This window comes from Dermacoccus sp. GAS27A (genome assembly GCF_044909235.1).
In the GTDB taxonomy this organism is placed as follows: Bacteria; Actinomycetota; Actinomycetes; order Actinomycetales; family Dermatophilaceae; genus Dermacoccus; species Dermacoccus nishinomiyaensis.
Genome location: NZ_JBIYDW010000015.1, coordinates 24458 through 40441, shown reverse-complemented (window position 1 = coordinate 40441; position 15984 = coordinate 24458). Strand labels below are relative to the sequence as shown.

At 70.2% G+C, this 15984-nt stretch carries 15 protein-coding genes; 3 read left to right on the top strand and 12 right to left on the bottom strand.

Translation table 11 applies throughout. The features are described from left to right. Window positions 1–5 precede the first annotated feature (5 nt). The 5 genes from purQ to purD form a co-directional block, all read right to left on the bottom strand. Window positions 6–677: a phosphoribosylformylglycinamidine synthase subunit PurQ gene (gene purQ / locus ABH936_RS13605; protein WP_062258306.1), complete on the bottom strand. Its 672-nt coding sequence runs from the start codon at window positions 675–677 to the stop codon at window positions 6–8. Continuing rightward, window positions 674–931 (bottom strand): phosphoribosylformylglycinamidine synthase subunit PurS, encoded by a 258-nt coding sequence (gene purS, locus ABH936_RS13600; RefSeq protein ID WP_006945329.1) that lies wholly within the window; start codon window positions 929–931, stop codon window positions 674–676. The genes purQ and purS overlap by 4 nt, the downstream gene beginning before the upstream one ends. A 124-nt stretch (window positions 932–1055) precedes the next feature. Next, a complete protein-coding gene (locus ABH936_RS13595; RefSeq protein ID WP_404603521.1) occupies window positions 1056–1535 on the bottom strand; it encodes a DUF429 domain-containing protein in 480 nt (159 codons plus the stop codon). Then, window positions 1532–2425 carry a phosphoribosylaminoimidazolesuccinocarboxamide synthase gene (locus ABH936_RS13590; RefSeq protein ID WP_404603520.1) on the bottom strand — a complete coding sequence of 298 codons (894 nt, stop codon included), beginning with the start codon at window positions 2423–2425 and terminating at the stop codon, window positions 1532–1534. Before ABH936_RS13590 ends, ABH936_RS13595 begins: the two co-directional genes overlap by 4 nt. Then, the gene (purD, locus tag ABH936_RS13585; protein ID WP_404603519.1) at window positions 2422–3723 is read right to left on the bottom strand and encodes a phosphoribosylamine--glycine ligase; all 1302 of its coding nucleotides are present in this window, start codon (window positions 3721–3723) and stop codon (window positions 2422–2424) included. The genes ABH936_RS13590 and purD overlap by 4 nt, the downstream gene beginning before the upstream one ends. Window positions 3724–3993: 270 nt before the next feature. Here purD and ABH936_RS13580 point away from each other — a divergent pair, with 270 nt between their 5' ends. The 3 genes from ABH936_RS13580 to ABH936_RS13570 all read left to right on the top strand — a co-directional run bounded on the left by ABH936_RS13580 (window position 3994) and on the right by ABH936_RS13570 (window position 8032). Then, window positions 3994–5181: a LuxR C-terminal-related transcriptional regulator gene (locus ABH936_RS13580; RefSeq protein ID WP_404603518.1), complete on the top strand. Its 1188-nt coding sequence runs from the start codon at window positions 3994–3996 to the stop codon at window positions 5179–5181. Between the two features lie 111 nt (window positions 5182–5292). Then, window positions 5293–7596, top strand: coding sequence for a HelD family protein (locus tag ABH936_RS13575; RefSeq protein WP_404603517.1), 2304 nt, complete (start codon window positions 5293–5295; stop codon window positions 7594–7596). 34 nt (window positions 7597–7630) lie between these two features. Then, window positions 7631–8032: a chorismate mutase gene (locus tag ABH936_RS13570; RefSeq protein WP_404603516.1), complete on the top strand. Its 402-nt coding sequence runs from the start codon at window positions 7631–7633 to the stop codon at window positions 8030–8032. 21 nt (window positions 8033–8053) lie between these two features. Here the strand turns inward: ABH936_RS13570 and ABH936_RS13565 are convergent, their stop codons facing one another. From ABH936_RS13565 to ABH936_RS13535, 7 genes are all read right to left on the bottom strand, one after another. Then, the gene (locus tag ABH936_RS13565; protein WP_404603515.1) at window positions 8054–8905 is read right to left on the bottom strand and encodes a thioesterase family protein; all 852 of its coding nucleotides are present in this window, start codon (window positions 8903–8905) and stop codon (window positions 8054–8056) included. 166 nt (window positions 8906–9071) lie between these two features. Next, window positions 9072–10079, bottom strand: coding sequence for a thermonuclease family protein (locus tag ABH936_RS13560; protein WP_242686811.1), 1008 nt, complete (start codon window positions 10077–10079; stop codon window positions 9072–9074). 149 nt (window positions 10080–10228) lie between these two features. Next, a complete protein-coding gene (lysS, locus tag ABH936_RS13555; protein ID WP_165583927.1) occupies window positions 10229–12043 on the bottom strand; it encodes a lysine--tRNA ligase in 1815 nt (604 codons plus the stop codon). A gap of 117 nt (window positions 12044–12160) precedes the next feature. Continuing rightward, window positions 12161–12670: a DUF402 domain-containing protein gene (locus ABH936_RS13550; RefSeq protein WP_404603514.1), complete on the bottom strand. Its 510-nt coding sequence runs from the start codon at window positions 12668–12670 to the stop codon at window positions 12161–12163. 101 nt (window positions 12671–12771) lie between these two features. After that, window positions 12772–14061 carry an adenylosuccinate synthase gene (locus ABH936_RS13545; protein ID WP_404603513.1) on the bottom strand — a complete coding sequence of 430 codons (1290 nt, stop codon included), beginning with the start codon at window positions 14059–14061 and terminating at the stop codon, window positions 12772–12774. A gap of 211 nt (window positions 14062–14272) precedes the next feature. Further along, window positions 14273–15235, bottom strand: coding sequence for a response regulator transcription factor (locus tag ABH936_RS13540; RefSeq protein ID WP_074045691.1), 963 nt, complete (start codon window positions 15233–15235; stop codon window positions 14273–14275). Window positions 15236–15531: 296 nt separating this feature from the next. After that, on the bottom strand, window positions 15532–15933 hold the full coding sequence (locus ABH936_RS13535; protein ID WP_006943618.1) for a DUF3151 domain-containing protein: 402 nt from the start codon (window positions 15931–15933) through the stop codon (window positions 15532–15534). Window positions 15934–15984: the final 51 nt, after the last annotated feature.

Sequence of the window (15984 nt, the reverse complement as noted above, 5' to 3'; positions counted from 1 at the left end):
TCTCCTCAGACGCTCGCGAGCGCCGTGATGGCGGACGTGAAGAAGGCGAGCCCGTCGGTCGAGGGGCCGAAGCCCTCCTCGACGCAGTGCTCGGGGTGCGGCATGAGGCCGACGACGTTGCCGCGTTCGTTCGTGACGCCGGCGATGTCGCGGTACGAGCCGTTCGGGTTGCCCTGCAGGTAGCGGAAGACGACCTGGCCCTCGCCCTCGAGGCGGTCGAGCGTCGCGTCATCGGCGACGAAGCAGCCCTCCCCGTTCTTCAGCGCGATGGTGATCTCCTGATCGGCCGTGAAAGCGTTCGTCCACGCGGTGGAGGCGTTCTCGACACGCAGCACCTGGTCCTTGCACAGGAACTTCTGGTGGTCGTTGCGAATGAGCGCGCCGGGCAACAGATGCGATTCGCACAGGATCTGGAAGCCGTTGCAGATGCCGAGCACGGGCATGCCGCCCTGCGCCGCAGGGATCAGCTCGTCCATGACAGGCGCGAACCGCGCGATGGCGCCGCAGCGCAGGTAGTCGCCGTAGCTGAAACCGCCCGGCACGACGACGGCGTCGACGCCCTTGAGGTCGGCGTCACCGTGCCACAGGTCGACGGGGTCTCCCCCAGCGAGGCGGACGGCGCGCTTCGCGTCGTGATCGTCGAGCGAACCGGGGAAGGTGATGACGCCGATCTTCACTGCTCGTCCTTCAGGTCGTGCACGCTGACGACGTCCTCGATCACGGGGTTGCTCAGCAGCTTGTCGGCCGCCTCACGCGCCGCGGCGAGGTGCGCGTCCGTCACATCACCGTCGACGGTGAGGACGAAACGCTTGCCCTGACGCACGTCGGTGAACTGCTCGAAACCGAGGCGCGGCAGCGCACCGGCGACGGCCTGACCCTGCGGGTCGAGGATCTCGGACTTCAGCATGACGTCGACGACGACGTGGCCCATGGGTTCTCCCTGTGAGAGGCGGTGTGTCCAGCACCCTGAGTCTAGGCGGCGCCACCGACAACGCCCCATTCCCGCTCACGTCGTGCGCAGCGGCAGGTGGATCCAGCCCTCTTGACGGGCCGCGTCACGGTGCGCACACGTGGGCGATGCGATCGGACGAGACACTGAGCGGCCTGACGGCCGGCCGCGCCGGATCAGCGCTCGAGCCGTGGCGCTTCGTCACCTCGATGACGTCGAGATCCGTCGCCCGATAGACCAAGCGCTGGCGTTCGTCCGGCGTCTCGAAGGACGCTTCCCGCACCTCGGACCCTCCCGGTTCCCCACTACCCTGATCACCCACGAGTTCGACGAACTCCTGAGGCCAGCCGAACGGGCAGTCGACGCCGATCTTGGCGTCACTGCGATCGAACAGGCTGATGAGCATCGCGTCTTCGACGCGCTCACGACCCTCGCCCCAGACGTCGACGATCGTCGCGCGGTCCCCCTCCCAAGCCAACTCCACCGCAGCGGTGTTGACCGGGGCGGCAGCCAGATCGACACCGATACTGATGCCCTGGGCCGGTCGCTGAACCTCTGGCTCGCCCGCCGCCCTGCGACCCGTCACGCGAACGTGCGCCCCGTCAGTGCTTCGTAGGCCTCGATGTACTTGGCGCGCGTGGCGGCGACGATGTCATCCGGCAGTGCCGGCGGCTGCTCGCCCGACGACTTGTCCCAACCAGAGGCCGGGGACGTCAGCCAGTCGCGCACGAACTGCTTGTCGTAAGAATCCTGTGCGCGCCCCGGCTGCCACGACGCGGCCGGCCAGAAGCGCGACGAGTCGGGCGTCAGCAGCTCGTCGGCGAGCACGAGCGTGCCCTCGGCGCGCACGCCGAACTCGACCTTCGTGTCGGCGATGAGGATGCCCCGCTCGGCGGCGATCTCGTTGCCACGCGCGAGGATTCGCACGGTGAGGTCACGGATCTCATCCGCGCGCTCCCGCCCGACGAGCACGACGGCCTCGTCGAACGTCATCGGCTCGTCGTGATCCCCGATCTCGGCCTTCGACGTCGGCGTGAAGATCGGCGTCTCGAGCTTCGAGGCATCGACCAAGCCGTCCGGCAGGGCCACCCCACACACCGCCCCCGTCTCGCGGTACTCGGCGAGCCCGCCACCCGTCAGGTACGCGCGGGCGATGGCTTCGAGCGGCACCATGTCGAGCCGTTCGACGAGCACCGCACGGCCCGCGACGGCGTCGGGCACGTCCGTCGAGACGACGTGGTTGGGCACGAGGTCTGCCATCTGCTCGAACCACCACAGCGACAGCTGCGTCAGCACCTTGCCCTTGTCGGGGATCGGTGTCGAGAGGATGAAGTCGAACGCCGAGATGCGGTCGCTCGCGACGAGCAGCACCTGGTCGTCGCGAGCCTTGCCGTCCGCGTCGAGCGGAGCGTACAGGTCGCGCACCTTGCCGGAGTAGACGTGCGCGTACCCAGGAAGGTCGAGTGTCTCGCTCATGCCTGCTCTCCTTCGACGGTGATCTCACCCTTGAGTGCCTTGAGTGCGATGTCGGTGCGGTGATGACCGCCGGGCAACGTGATGCGCTCGACGCCCGCGTACGCCATCTCACGGGCGGCGGCGAGATCCGCCCCCCGTCCGACGACCGACAGCACGCGCCCACCGGACGAGACGATTCCGCCGTCGCTGCCGAGCTTCGTCCCCGCATGCAGGACGTACGCACCGTCACCCGCCGCGGTGCCGTCGCCGTTCAGCTCGTCGAGGCCGTCGATGCGCGCACCCGTCACCGGCTCTGCGGGGTAACCCTCGCTCGCGACGACGACGGTGACGGCGGCGTCATCGCTCCATTCGAGCGGCCCGAAGTCAGCGAGCTCACCCCGTGCGGCAGCGCGCAGCAGACCGCCGAGCGGCGTCCGCAGACGCGCGAGGACGACCTGCGTCTCCGGGTCGCCGAAGCGCGCGTTGAACTCGACGACCTTCGGGCCCTTCGACGTCAGCGCCAGCCCGACGTACAGCACACCCGCGAACGGCGTGCCGCGGCGCGACATCTCGTCGATCGTCGGCTGCGCGACTCGCTTCACGACATCGTCGACGAGCCCCGCAGGCGCCCAGTCGAGCGGCGAGTACGCGCCCATGCCACCGGTGTTCGGGCCCGCATCGTCATCATGGGCGCGCTTGAAATCCTGCGCCGGCTCGAGCGGAACGACCGTCGCACCGTCGCTGATGCAGAACAGCGACACCTCGGGGCCGTCGAGAAATTCTTCGATGACGAGGCTCGACCCGGCGTCGAGACAGGCCCGGGCGTGCGCGAGCGCCTCGTGGCGGTCGTTCGTCACGACGACACCCTTGCCGGCCGCGAGCCCGTCGTCCTTGACGACGTACGGGGCGCCGGTCGCATCGAGGGCCGCGGCGACCTGCGTCATGTTCCTGCACGCGTGCGCGCCGGCGGTCGGGACGCCGGCGGCCGCCATGACGTCCTTCGCGAACGCTTTCGACCCCTCGAGTCGGGCGGCTTCGGCGGACGGGCCGAACGTGTCGATTCCGGCTGCGCGCACCGCGTCCGCCACCCCGGCGACGAGCGGCGCCTCGGGCCCGATGACGACGAGGTCGGCCCCGATCTCCTGCGCGAGTTCGGCGACGGCGTCACCGTCGAGGATGTCGACGTCACGCACCTGGGCGTCGCCGGCCATGCCTGGATTTCCGGGGGCGGCGACGATGACGTCGACCTGCGGATCCGCTGCAAGCCCCTTGACGATGGCGTGCTCGCGCGCGCCCGTTCCGACGACCAAAGCCTTCATGGCTGCAACCCTACCGGCGAGGAGGCGGCGCACGCGGCCCCGGGAACCCAGGGGGAGGAAATACTCCCGGGGCGGCGCGCACCTGGCGCGAAGTGGGTCGAACCATCGGGGGGAGGTGGTGACACGCTCCTTCGCGCACCGGACGGGCCGGCACGACCCACTATGGCACGACCACGGGCACCCGTTCGCTCACGGTTTGGCAGAATTGCGTCATTGGCGAACATTCGCCAAGAGCGTCACTTCTTCCTCCCTCGTCGACAGGCGGCCGTCATGCCCCATGAGTCATCCACCGATGTACCTTCGGGGGCACCCGGCACACCCGCCGGCGCTCTCGGCGCGCCTTCCGACGCCCCCGGCACGATCGGCGGCGGCACGCCCGCCGACGCGATCGCCGACCTCGCCGCGATGATGCCCGAGGGCGCTGCGACGACGAACGCGCTCGCCGACCTCATCGGCGAGGACCGTCCGACCGAGCTCTACCTCCACCTGCTCATGCACGGCGCGTGCGACGAGGACGATCTCGCCGCAGCCGGATTCGCCGTTGACGCTACCGCCGTCGCCCTGCGCATCCTCACCGCGCGTGCCATGGTCGAGCGGGATTCGTCGGGGTGGCGGGTCACGCCTCCGGAGCAGGCGCTGCCCACCCTCGCGGGGCAGCTCGAGTCACGCGCGACGAGTATCCGCGCCGCGTTGCCGGGCCTCGTCGCCGCCCACCGCAACGCCGCGAAGGTCACGGGCGCGAACCGACTGTTCGAAGGCACCGACGCGCTCGACGGCGAGCGCGAGGTCGCTTTCGCGTTCGCCCAGTGCGTCGCGAACGCTCGTCATGAGGTGCGAGCCATGCGCACGCGATCCATCGCGACGCGCTCGCCCATCCTCGACGCGCTGCCCGGTTCACGCGACGGGCGCGTCGGCGCCTCGCAACGTCTCGTGACGGTCGACACCGTCATCGACTCGAGCCTGGTCGCCGACTTCGACGCCGACGACTTCGCCTCGCTGCAACCCACGCCGAACGTCCGCGTCACCCTTGCGACGGGCGTTCCGTTCACCGCCGCCGTCAACGACGACGGGATGGCGGTCATCGAGACCGTCAGCGGTGGCGGTGTGGCGGGGCTCGTCGTGCACGACGCCGGACTCGTCGCGGCGGTGTCGTCGACGATCGACCTCATGCTGCGCCTCGCCGCTCCCCTCGCCGCGACCCATCCGCGTGCGTCGACGCAGTCCATCGCGCGCCAGCGCACGGACGGTGTGCAGGCTGCCACGACGGATGCGTTGAGCGACCAGGAGCGCCTCATCCTGACGCTGCTCGCCGCAGGAGTGCCCGACGCCACCGTGGCGCGTCGCGCCGGCGTCAGCCAGCGCACGTTCGATCGGCGCGTCCGCAGCGTCATGGATCGCCTCAACGCCCAGACACGGTTTCAGGCCGGGGTGCTGGCCGCCCGACGCGGCTGGTTGTGAGCCCTGTCGCGACACGAACCCCCGACGCGCCGAACGGGCCGACGAACGCTCTAAGGTAGAGGGTCATCCGCGCGCGGCGCGGTGAGCCAGCACGGCGAGGGGAAGCACTGCGTGAGCACGGTTGAGGGACGTCCGGCCGGCCAGGTCGACGAACTGCCCGACGAGGTCACCCGCGAGATCGCGATCGAACAGGCGCACGTCGAGCGCGTCTACGCCGAACTGGCGAAGGCCGGCGAGCGCGTCGGCATCGTCGAATCCGAAGGCCTCGCGCGCGGGCGCGCGAGCCGTTCCGGCGACATGCGCGACGAGGAGAAGGCCGGCCTGTTCGAGCGCGACGCGCTCATGTTCTCCGCCGGCAAGCGACGCGCGACACTCGAGCAGCAGTTCGAAGGCCTCGTCTTCGGGCGCCTCGACCTCGACCACGCGATGACGGCGGGTGCGGGCGCGACCGACGCGACGGGCACCGAGGCGGCCGGCGGGTTCGTCTCCACCGGCTCGGGTGACGACCTCGAGGTGCGATACATCGGTCGCCTGGGCGTGCGTGACGACGAGTACGAACCACTCGTCATCGACTGGCGCGCGCCGGCGGCATCACCGTTCTACCGCGCGACGCCCGTCGCCCCGGAGAAGGTCGTGCGCCGCCGCGTGCTGCGCTGCCGTGACGCTCGCGTCCTCGGCGTCGAGGACGACCTCATGACGGTGGAGGCGCCGGAGGGCATGACGGTCGTCGGTGACGGCGCGCTCATGGCCGCCCTGACGCGCTCGCGCGGGGCGCGGATGCGCGACATCGTGGCGACGATCCAGCGCCACCAGGACGAGGCGATCCGCGCCGACGCGCGCGGCGTCACCCTCATCACGGGTGGGCCGGGCACGGGCAAGACCGTCGTCGCGCTGCACCGCGCGGCCTACCTGCTCTACTCGGATCGGCGCCGATTCGAGTCGGGCGGCATCCTCGTCGTCGGCCCGTCGGCCGCCTACACCGCGTACATCGAGCGCGTCCTGCCGTCGCTCGGCGAGGATTCGGTGGCGCTGCGCGCGCTCGGCGACCTCGTCGGCGGGCTGACGGCGACGCGCCTCGACGCGCCGGCTGCGGCCGCCGTCAAGGGTGGGCTGCGCATCCGAAAGGTGCTCTCGCGCGCCGCGAAGGACGTCGCGCCCGACGCGGCGACGAGCCTGCGCACGATGGTCGCGGGCCTCGCCGTCCACCTCGATGAGCGCGAGCTGCGCCGCATCCGCGCGAGCCTGCTCAGCCACCACCAGCACAACAAGCTCGCCGGCAACCCCGCCGACGTCGTCGAGGCCCTCGCGGCCGCGGCGTGGCTGCAGGTGCGCGAGCACACGAACCTGGAGCGCCCCGAGTTCGTTGACCGCTTCGAGGATTCGCGCGACGTCGAGGCGTTCGTCGCCGACTGGTGGCGCCCGATCGACCCGCGTCACGTGCTGCTGTGGCTCGGTGACGCCGAACGGCTCGGGCGCTATGCACGCGGCGTGCTGAGCATTGGTGAGCAGGCGGAACTCGTCGCGTCGATCGCCGTCGCGGTCGAGCGCGGCGAGTGGTCCGTGGCCGACGTTGCGCTCGTCGACGACCTGCTCGCCCGCCTCGCCGAGGTGCCCGAGGCCGCGCGCGAGGAGCGCGGTTTCTACGAGATCGAGGAGTTCGACAACCTCACCGACTACGGCGTCCACGAGGTCGAGGTGACCGGATCGCGCCGTCAGGGCGGCGAGGTCGGCTTCGAGGTGACGCCCGCCGACGCCCGCGAGCGCCTGCTCGCCGGGCGCCTCACGCGCGCCGAGGAATACAGCCACGTCCTCGTCGACGAGGCGCAGGACCTGTCGCCGATGCAGTGGCGCGCCGTCGGTCGGCGCGGAAAGTTCGCGTCGTGGACGGTCGTCGGCGACCTCGCCCAGGCGTCATGGCCCGACCTCGACGAGGCCGCCGAGGCGCGCGACGAGGCCTTCGGGACGAAGAAGCGCCAGAGCTTCCACATGACGACGAACTACCGCAACGCGCGCGAGATCTTCGACTTCGCGGCCAACCTCATCCGACGCTACGTGCCCGACGCCGACATCCCCGAAGCCGTACGCGAGACCGGCATCCACCCCGTCTCGATCGACGTGAGCCGCGACGACGTCATCGCCCGCGCCCGCGAAGCCGTCACCGGCCTGCTCGAGCAGGTCGACGGCAGCGTCGCCGTCATCGCGCCCGCGGCGTGGCGGCAGGCGCTGGCCGAGCTCGACGGCGCAGCGGGCCGCGTCGTCGTCATCGACCCGATGTCGACGAAGGGCCTCGAGTACGACGCGACGCTCGTCGTCGACCCCGATGAGATCACCGCCGAGTCACCTGGCGGCGCGCGTGTTCTCTATGTTGTGCTGACTCGTGCCGCGCACCGCATGACGGTGCTCGACGTGCGCTGACGCGAGACACGAGTGACGACGGAGCGAGGACGACATGACCCACACCCCTGACGCCGCCCTGCCGACCAGCGACGGCCCCGACGGCGGCGCGAACGCGAGCGCGACCGCGACCGCGGGCGACGGCGGTCTGCACGGCTCGGTCGCGGGCACGTCCGACGCGGTGCTCGGCGCGTACCGACGCAGCATCGACAACATCGACGCGGCGATCATCCACATGCTCGCCGAACGCTTCCGCATCACGCAGGCCGTCGGCGAGTACAAGGCGACGCACGAGCTGCCGCCCGCCGACCCGTCGCGCGAGGAGCGTCAGGTCGCCCGCTTGCGCGGCCTCGCCGCCGAATCGGGCCTCGACCCCGAGTTCAGCGAGAAGTTCCTCCGATTCGTCATCGACGAGGTCATCCACCACCACCTGCAGGCGGCGTCCGACGCGTCCTGACGTCGTTGGTTCGCGTGTACGTCAGCCGAACAACGCCACCGTCTGACGACTGATGGCGACGAGGGCGCCGCTCGCGGGGTCGTAGATGCGCGCCCCCGAGTGGGCGTAGCCGTCGTGGGCGGCGTCCGTCGTGACGTCGTACCACCACGTCGTCACCGGGTCGGACGAGACGGGCGCGGTGAACTCGAGTGTCCACGTCATCGTCGACATCGGGGCCGGCGAGTGCAGCATCTGCCCCGCTGCCGGCGGCCACGCGTCGATGAGCGTGACGAGGTGCGCGACGCTGAAGTCGTCCGTCAGCTCGCGGAATCGCATGTAGCCGGTGAGGTCACCGTCAGTAGCTGCGGAGAACGGCAGCACCCCGCTGGCCGGGCGCAGGTCGACGCGTGCGATGAACTCGGGCGTGAACGGCTCGATGTACGGAATGGCCTCGAGCATCTCGAACGCCGGGCGCGTGCCTGCGTCGAAGGTCGGATCGAGCGCCACCTTCGAGTCGCGTTGCGCACCGAACGTCAGCAGGGCGATGGCGCGGACGGTGCTCTCGCCGGAATCGTCCGGCTGCACGAGGCGCGCCTCGACCTGCGTCGCCGACTTGCCCTGACGCAGCACCTCGACGCGCACCTTGGCCGTGCCGGCGGAGGCCGGTGTGACGAAGTTGACGGTGAGCGAACGCAGCGACGTCGGATCCGCGGCCAGCTCACCGAGCACGCGGGCGACAAGGGCGCCCGCGACGACGCCACCGAACGTCGCCCGACCCTGCCCCCAGCCCGCCGGAATCGTGACGGCGCCCTGCCGCGCGGCGGCGGCGAGCAGGACGTCGATGTCGTGCCGGTTCTGTTCGCCCGGCGTGTTCGAGGTGGTGGTGTCGCTCATGACGCCATCGTAGGAGTCGATCGGCCTTGTGCGGGCTGAATCATACCGGCGAGTAATCCAGGGGGTGGCGGGGCGTGGCCGGGCCCTTCCCGCCCACGGTGCGCGCCTGCATCGGCCGGCGTCGAGCTGGGTGGCCACCAGGCCGACGTGGTGCGCTGCGGTCAGGTCAGTCGTTCGCCATGCGCCACCCCGCGGCGATGGCCTCGGCCGCGGAGCAGAACATGCGCTCCCCCTTGCTCGGCGTGATGACGGTCTTGTCGTACGTCGCCGAACCGGGCGCGTGGGCGATCTTGGCGCCCTTCGAGTTGATGTTGCCCTTGATCGTGCACGCTCCGCCGCTCGAGCCGGCGCCGGCCGGCGACGATGGAGCGGCTGGCACCGCCGGCGCGACGGGCGTCGAGGGTGCCGGCGCAGCTGACGTCGACGCAGCAGCGCTCGAGCCTGCGTCATCCTGGTGAAAACCGTTGCACGGCGGGCCCCACGTGCCGCGGTGGGCGTTCTTCGCCTGGTTCTGCGCCGCGAGGTATTCGAGGCGGTGCTGGTACGGCCCGTCGTAGGTGTACTCGCGCCCATAGCCGCCCTCGATCTGCGCGAGCGCGACGTTCGTCGTCCCGCCGACGAACACGTGACGCAGCAGGCGGCCGTACTTGTCGCGATCGCCCTGCGACGAGTCCGCCGCGAGCTGCACCTGCTTGCTCTGCACGAGCGACTGCATGTGACTGCTCGCCTCCTTGCCGAAGCACTGCACGGGCGTGTTCGGCTTGCGCGTCTCGGGGGTGTCGAGGCCGATAATGCGGATCTTTTCGCGCTTTCCGTCGATACGGACGGCGATGGTGTCGCCGTCGATGACGCTGACGACGTCGTACGCCGCTCCCGGACCCGTCCCGGCGCCCTGCCCGCGCATGTCGCCGCCCTTCGCGGAGCTCGACGTGGCGTCGGACGCCGGCTTCGTCGGTGTCGAGCCACTGTCGGCAGGCGTGGGCCCTGACGCTGACGCGCGCGACGAGCCCGACGCCGAGGGCGCCGGCTGCGTGCCGTTCGACGAGGACGCCGTGGGCGACGCGCTCGTCGCCGAGTGCGATGCGTCCGACGAGGTGCCGCAGGCCGCGGTGCCCGCGAGGAGCGCAGCCGCGCCCAGGCTCGTCACGGCTCCGCGGATCGTCGTCATCGTCATCACGCGCGTCAGCGTAGACGTCGGCACCGACAACGCGGCACGATCGGGCCGGAGACGCCCGTCACTGCGGCGTTCGCTGACCCGATCACCGACCCCGCCCGGCTCGACGAATGTGGACGAGAATCGCCGACGTGGACTGGGGTCGGCCGTCAGGGGGTGACGAGTTCGCGCAGGCGCTGCGGGCCGACGGCGAGCAGCAGCGTCGGAAGACGCGGGCCGGTCTCCTTGTCGATGAGCAGTGTGTAGAGCAGCTTGAAGAACTCGCGCTGGCTCGCGCCGAGGGCTGCGGCCGTCTCGGGGTCGGCCTTGCGGTCGGGTCGGAAGTCGGCACCCTTGCCGATCTGCACCTTCGGCACACCGTAGACCTGCGTCGTCAGCCCGTCGAGCGACCACGCGTCCTCGATGCGCGGCAGCCCCTGCTCGCCCGGTACGTCGAGGCCGTCGAGCAGGATGCGCAGGGCGGTCTTCTGCTCGTCGCTGGCGGCTGCGAGGGCGTCAGCGTTCTTCGTCTCCCGCACGACCGTGCGTTCGTCGTCGGGCATGTAGCGCGCGACCCAGTTCTCGACGTTCGTCAGGCGCGGGCGCAGCGCGTCGAGGCTCGACGGGGGGTTCGCCGGGTCGAGCGTGCCGACGATGCGCAGCGTCTGCGTCTCGTCACCCGTCGTGATGTCGGTGATGCTCGCGAGGGTGCGGTAGGCGACCGGGTACGCGGTCGCGGGCAGCACCTTCTCAGCCGTCGTCGACGCGCGCACGTAGGCGGCGACGTCACCGGGCTGGCCCTTGTCGGCGGCGACCTTCGCGACGAGCGCGTCCCACTCGTCGTACATGCGCTGCACGTCGGAGTCGAACGCGACGGTGAAGCTCTGGTTCGGCTTCTTGCGCGCGTAAAGCCAGCGCAGCAGGGCCGGTTCCATGATGCCGAGCGCGTCCTTCGGGGTCGGCACGCCACCCTTGCTCGAGCTCATCTTCGCCATGCCCTTGATGCCGACGAACGCATACATCGGGCCGAGCGGGCGCTCCCACCCGAAGATCGGAGCGACGTCCTTGCCGACGACGAAGCTCGAACCGGGGCTCTGGTGATCGACGCCCGACGGCTCGAAGACGACCTTCTCGACCGACCAGCGCATCGGCCAGTCGATCTTCCACACGAGCTTGCCGTTGCGGTGCTCCCGCAGGTCGACGGTCTCGGTGTGCCCGCAGCGGCACGTGTACGTGAGGTCGTGCGTGGCGTCGTCATAGGCGGTGACGGTGGTGAAGTCGGTGCCGCACGCCGAGCAGTACGGCTTGTACGGGTAGTAACCGGACGCGCTGCCGCCGTCGTCCTCGGCTGCCGCCCCGGAACCGGCCTCCGCCTCGGCGGCTGCCGCCTGCTCCTCCTCGGACAACACGGGCGCCTTCTTGCCGCCCTTGACGGGCTTGCCGCTGCCGGCGGCGTCGCCGTCAGGCTTCGGCAGGGTGCGGTAGCGCGCGAGGATGGCGTCGAGCTCGTCGCGCTTGCTCATCGCGAAGAGGATCTGATCCGTGTAGGCGCCCGCGCCGTACTGTTCGCTCTGGCTGATGCCTCGGTAGACAACGCCGAGCGCGGCGAGGCCCTCCTCGAACTGGGCGCGGAAGTGCTCGGCCCAGCTGCTCGCCGAGCTGCCCTTCGGCGCGGGCACGCGCGTCAGCGGCATGCCGATGTACTGCTCGTACGAGGCGTCGACGCCCTCGACGTTCGGCACCTTGCGGTAGCGGTCGAAGTCGTCCCAGCTGATGATGTGCTCGCACTCGATGCCGCGGCGACGGATCTCGTCGGCGACGAGGTGCGGCGTCATGACCTCGCGCAGGTTGCCCAGGTGCACCGGGCCCGAGGGGCTGATGCCGGAGGCGACGACGACCTTCGTGCCACGCTTCTCGGCTTCGGCGATCGTCTCGTCGGCAAGTCGCGAAACCCAGTCGGCGTCAGGAGGCAACACAGTCGTCATGGGTTCATTTTAGGCGCCCGGTCAGGGTGGTTCTGACGCGCCCGCAGGGGGCTCTTCGCGCTGACATCGGCAGGATGGCGGACGAGCTGGCCGTGAACCGAAACAGACGGCGGCTCGTCAGAGCTTCGCGAGCCACGTCTCGTGCGAACCGTCGAACGGTGCGGCGCCGTCACGCACCATCGCCATGACAGTGTCGGCAGCTTCGCGCGCCGCCGTCACGAGTCGCGGCGGGTAGCTCATCTCGCGGGCGTGCTGCTCGAACTCGTCCTCGTCGTCGAGGTCGAGGTCGCCGTTCGTGCGCTTGACGACGTCGAGGTCGAGGTCGAGCGTGAACGCCTCACCCTGGTTGACGGTCGTCGGCGTCGTGATGTCGACGTAGACGTCGATGTCATGGTCCTTGCCGCCCGGAGCGGTGTTGAAGGTGGCCACCCACCAGGCGTCGTCGGGAACAAGGACGACGAAGTCGCCGTGCGCTGCGAACTCGAGCCCGGGTCGTGCCACACGAGTGCCACCCGTCACCCCGAGCCACAGCCCCTGCGCATCACGACCGAGAACGACGGCGTCGAACCCCCAGTGCTCGTCACCGTTGTACTTGCCGAACTGCAGTCGGATCGCTTCCCTCGCCACACACTCAGCCTACCGGCGGCCCGCCGACGCCAGGACGCACACGAACGCGCCGCAGGGGCCGACTCGTCAGCGAGTCGACCCCTGCGGCGAGGATGCGAGCGTCAGTCGTTCAGGAGATCGTGACGCACGATGACTTCGTCACGACCCGGGCCGACGCCGATGACGCTGACGCGCGCGCCGATCTGCTTCTCGACGAACTCGATGTAGCGCTTCGCGTTCTCGGGCAGGTCCTCGAACGTGCGGCACCCGGTGATGTTGGCGTTCCAACCCGGCAGCATCTCGTAGATCGGCTTCGCGTGGTGGAAGTCGGTCTGGTTCTCCGGCATCTCCTCGACGCGCTCGCCGTCGATGTCGTACGCGACGCAGACGGGGATCTCGTCGAAGGTGTCGAGGTTGTCGAGCTTGGTGATGACGAAGTCGGTGACGCCGTTGACGCGCGTCGCATAACGCCCGATGACGGTGTCGAGCCAACCGATGCGGCGCGGGCGCCCCGTCGTGGTGCCGAACTCGCCGCCGATCTCGCGCAGGCGGCCGCCGACCTCGTCGTGCAACTCCGTCGGGAACGGGCCCTCACCGACACGCGTCGTGAACGCCTTGAGGATGGCGATGACGCGGTCGATGCGCGTCGGCGGGATGCCCGCACCGGTGCAGGCGCCCGCCGAGATCGCGTTCGAACTCGTCACGTACGGGTAGGTGCCGTGGTCGACGTCGAGCAGCGTCGCCTGACCGGCCTCGCACAGCACGACCTCGTCGGCATCGAGCGCCTTGCTCAGCAGCAGCGACGTGTCCTTCACCATCGGGCGCAGCCGCTCGACGTACTGCAGCAGATCCTCGACGACCTCGTCGACCTCGATCGCGCGACGGTTGTACGTCTTCACGAGCAGCTGGTTCTTCGTCTCGAGCGCCGCCTCGACCTTCTGCCGCAGGATCGACTCGTCGAAAAGGTCCTGCACGCGGATACCGATGCGGTTCATCTTGTCGGCGTACGTCGGGCCGATGCCGCGCCCGGTCGTGCCGATCTTGCGATTGCCGAGGAAGCGCTCGGAGACCTGGTCGATCACCTTGTTGTAGCGCGGGATGAGGTGCGCGTTCGAGGAGATGACGAGCTTGCTCGTGTCGAGACCACGCGCCTCGAGGGCATCGATCTCCTCGAACAGCACGCCGAGGTCGACGACGACACCGTTCGCGATGACGGGCGTGACACCCGGGGTCAGGATGCCCGACGGCAGCAGGTGCAGCGCGTACTTCTCACCGTCGATGACGACCGTGTGCCCGGCGTTGTTGCCGCCGTTGAACTTCACGACGTAGTCGATTCGGCTTCCGAGAAGGTCGGTGGCCTTGCCCTTGCCTTCGTCGCCCCACTGGGCGCCGACGAGAACGATTGCCGGCATCGGTATCAACTGCCTTTGCATAGCTGGTGGGCTGACGCCGCTCCCCCGCCACGCTCGACCCCCGGCGCGCGGCGGCCTCGAGCGACGAACCGGGCGCCAACTCTTACCGCCTAAGGTTACCCGCTGGCACGCATCCGTCGCCGTCGTCGTCAGCAGGCGAGCCGACGCGCCGCCCGCCGAACGCCCCGGGGCGCCCCCATCGAGTGCCTGGTCAGCCCTCGAAGCCGGTGAGGCCACGTTCGGTGAGCTTCACCGCGAGCTGGAAGCGCGTCTCGACACCGCACTCCTCCATGAGCGCCGCGACGCGGCGTCGCACCGTCCGCAGGCTGACACCGAGCGCCCGCGCGATCGCCTCGTCCTTCAACCCGGCCTGCATGAGTTCGACGAGACGCTCCGACGTCGGTTCCGCGCCGTCGTCGACGCCGGAGGCGGCCGCCCACATCCGGTCGAACAATTCGACGAACGCACGCACGACGACGGCGTCACGCAGCACGACGTACCGCCCACCCTCGCCGCCCCAATCGGTGTTGGCGATGACGGCATCCGTTCCATAGCAGACGAACTCGTTCGGGATGTGCGTCGCGAGGCGCTGCTCCTCGCCCAGGTTCGCCCACTCGACGACGTCGAGGCTGCGCGTGCTCGCGGCGTCGAACTCGTGCAGGCCACGCAGCAGGCGCCCGTCGGCGACGAGGCGCGCGAGCACCGGCTGCTCCCCGGCGCTGACGGCGAGCGCGTCGGTGTGCGTGAACCGGATCGGGCCCGAGGTCGATGCCGCCAGGTGCTCCATGACGTCACCGAGCCCGTCGATCTCGACGTACTCGCGACCCGCCTCGGCGGGGTCGGCCTGCTCCTGGCCCGCACGGTGGTCGCCTGCGAAACCATCGATGGCGTCGCGCAGGCGGGCGAGGTCGCGGCGTCGCTCGGCGAGGCGCGCCTCCTCGGCCGACAGGACGCGTTCGAGCCCGGCGCGCGGATGATCGGCGGAGGGACGACCGTCCTCGGTGATGCGCACGAGACGCAGCGCGCGCAACTGTTCAGCCGCTGCCTCGACGTCACCGACGGGGGTGTTGAGTCGGGAGGCGTACACACCGAACGGTCGCGCCTGGTCACGCAGCACCTGACGGTAGAGCTGTTCGGCGAGGTCGTCGATGCCGAGGACGGCGAGAGGATTCACGCCGTCAGGCTAGCGCGCCGTGGCCGCCAGATGACATGCGACGGGGGTGTGGCCCCTCCCGGCCACACCCCCGTCGCGCCCGCCCTGTTCCAGGCGGCGGACGACGCCCGAGCTTCCCGTTCGCTCATCCCCCCAGAGATATCGGGCGCCGACAGCCGCGCCCCGAGAGGCACGACGATTCGACGCACCGGGTGCGAGCGCTCCCTGATCGGGCATCGTCACATCTGAGACGCCGCGATCAGGAGATCGGTTCCCTCACGCCGACATCATTTTCGGACGCGGCGCTCGAGCGCGTCTCAGACGCCCAACTCACGCGCCGCGGTGGCCGAGGAGTCGCGCAGGAAGTCGGCGCAGCGTCGCTGCTCGTCGACCTCACCGATCTCGCCGGCGGCCTTGCTCAGCGCGGCGAGTGCGCGCAGGAAACCGCGGTTCGGCTCGTGCTCCCACGGAACGGGCCCCTGGCCCTTCCACCCGGCGCGGCGCAGGGAATCGAGGCCGCGGTGGTAGCCGGTGCGCGCGTAGGCGTACGCCTCGACAGCCTCGCCGTCACCCAGCGCGTCCTCGGCGAGCGTCGCCCACACGAGCGAACTCGCCGGGTACATGCGGGCCACGTCGCGGGCGTGGACGCCGAGGTCGAGCTTCTCGGCTGCGGGGTCGACGTCGAGCTTGGTCTCCGGAATGGCAAGAAGGTTGTCCATGCCGCCATTCAAGCATCGACACCCGACAACCCCGCCGCGGCGGGCCGGCAA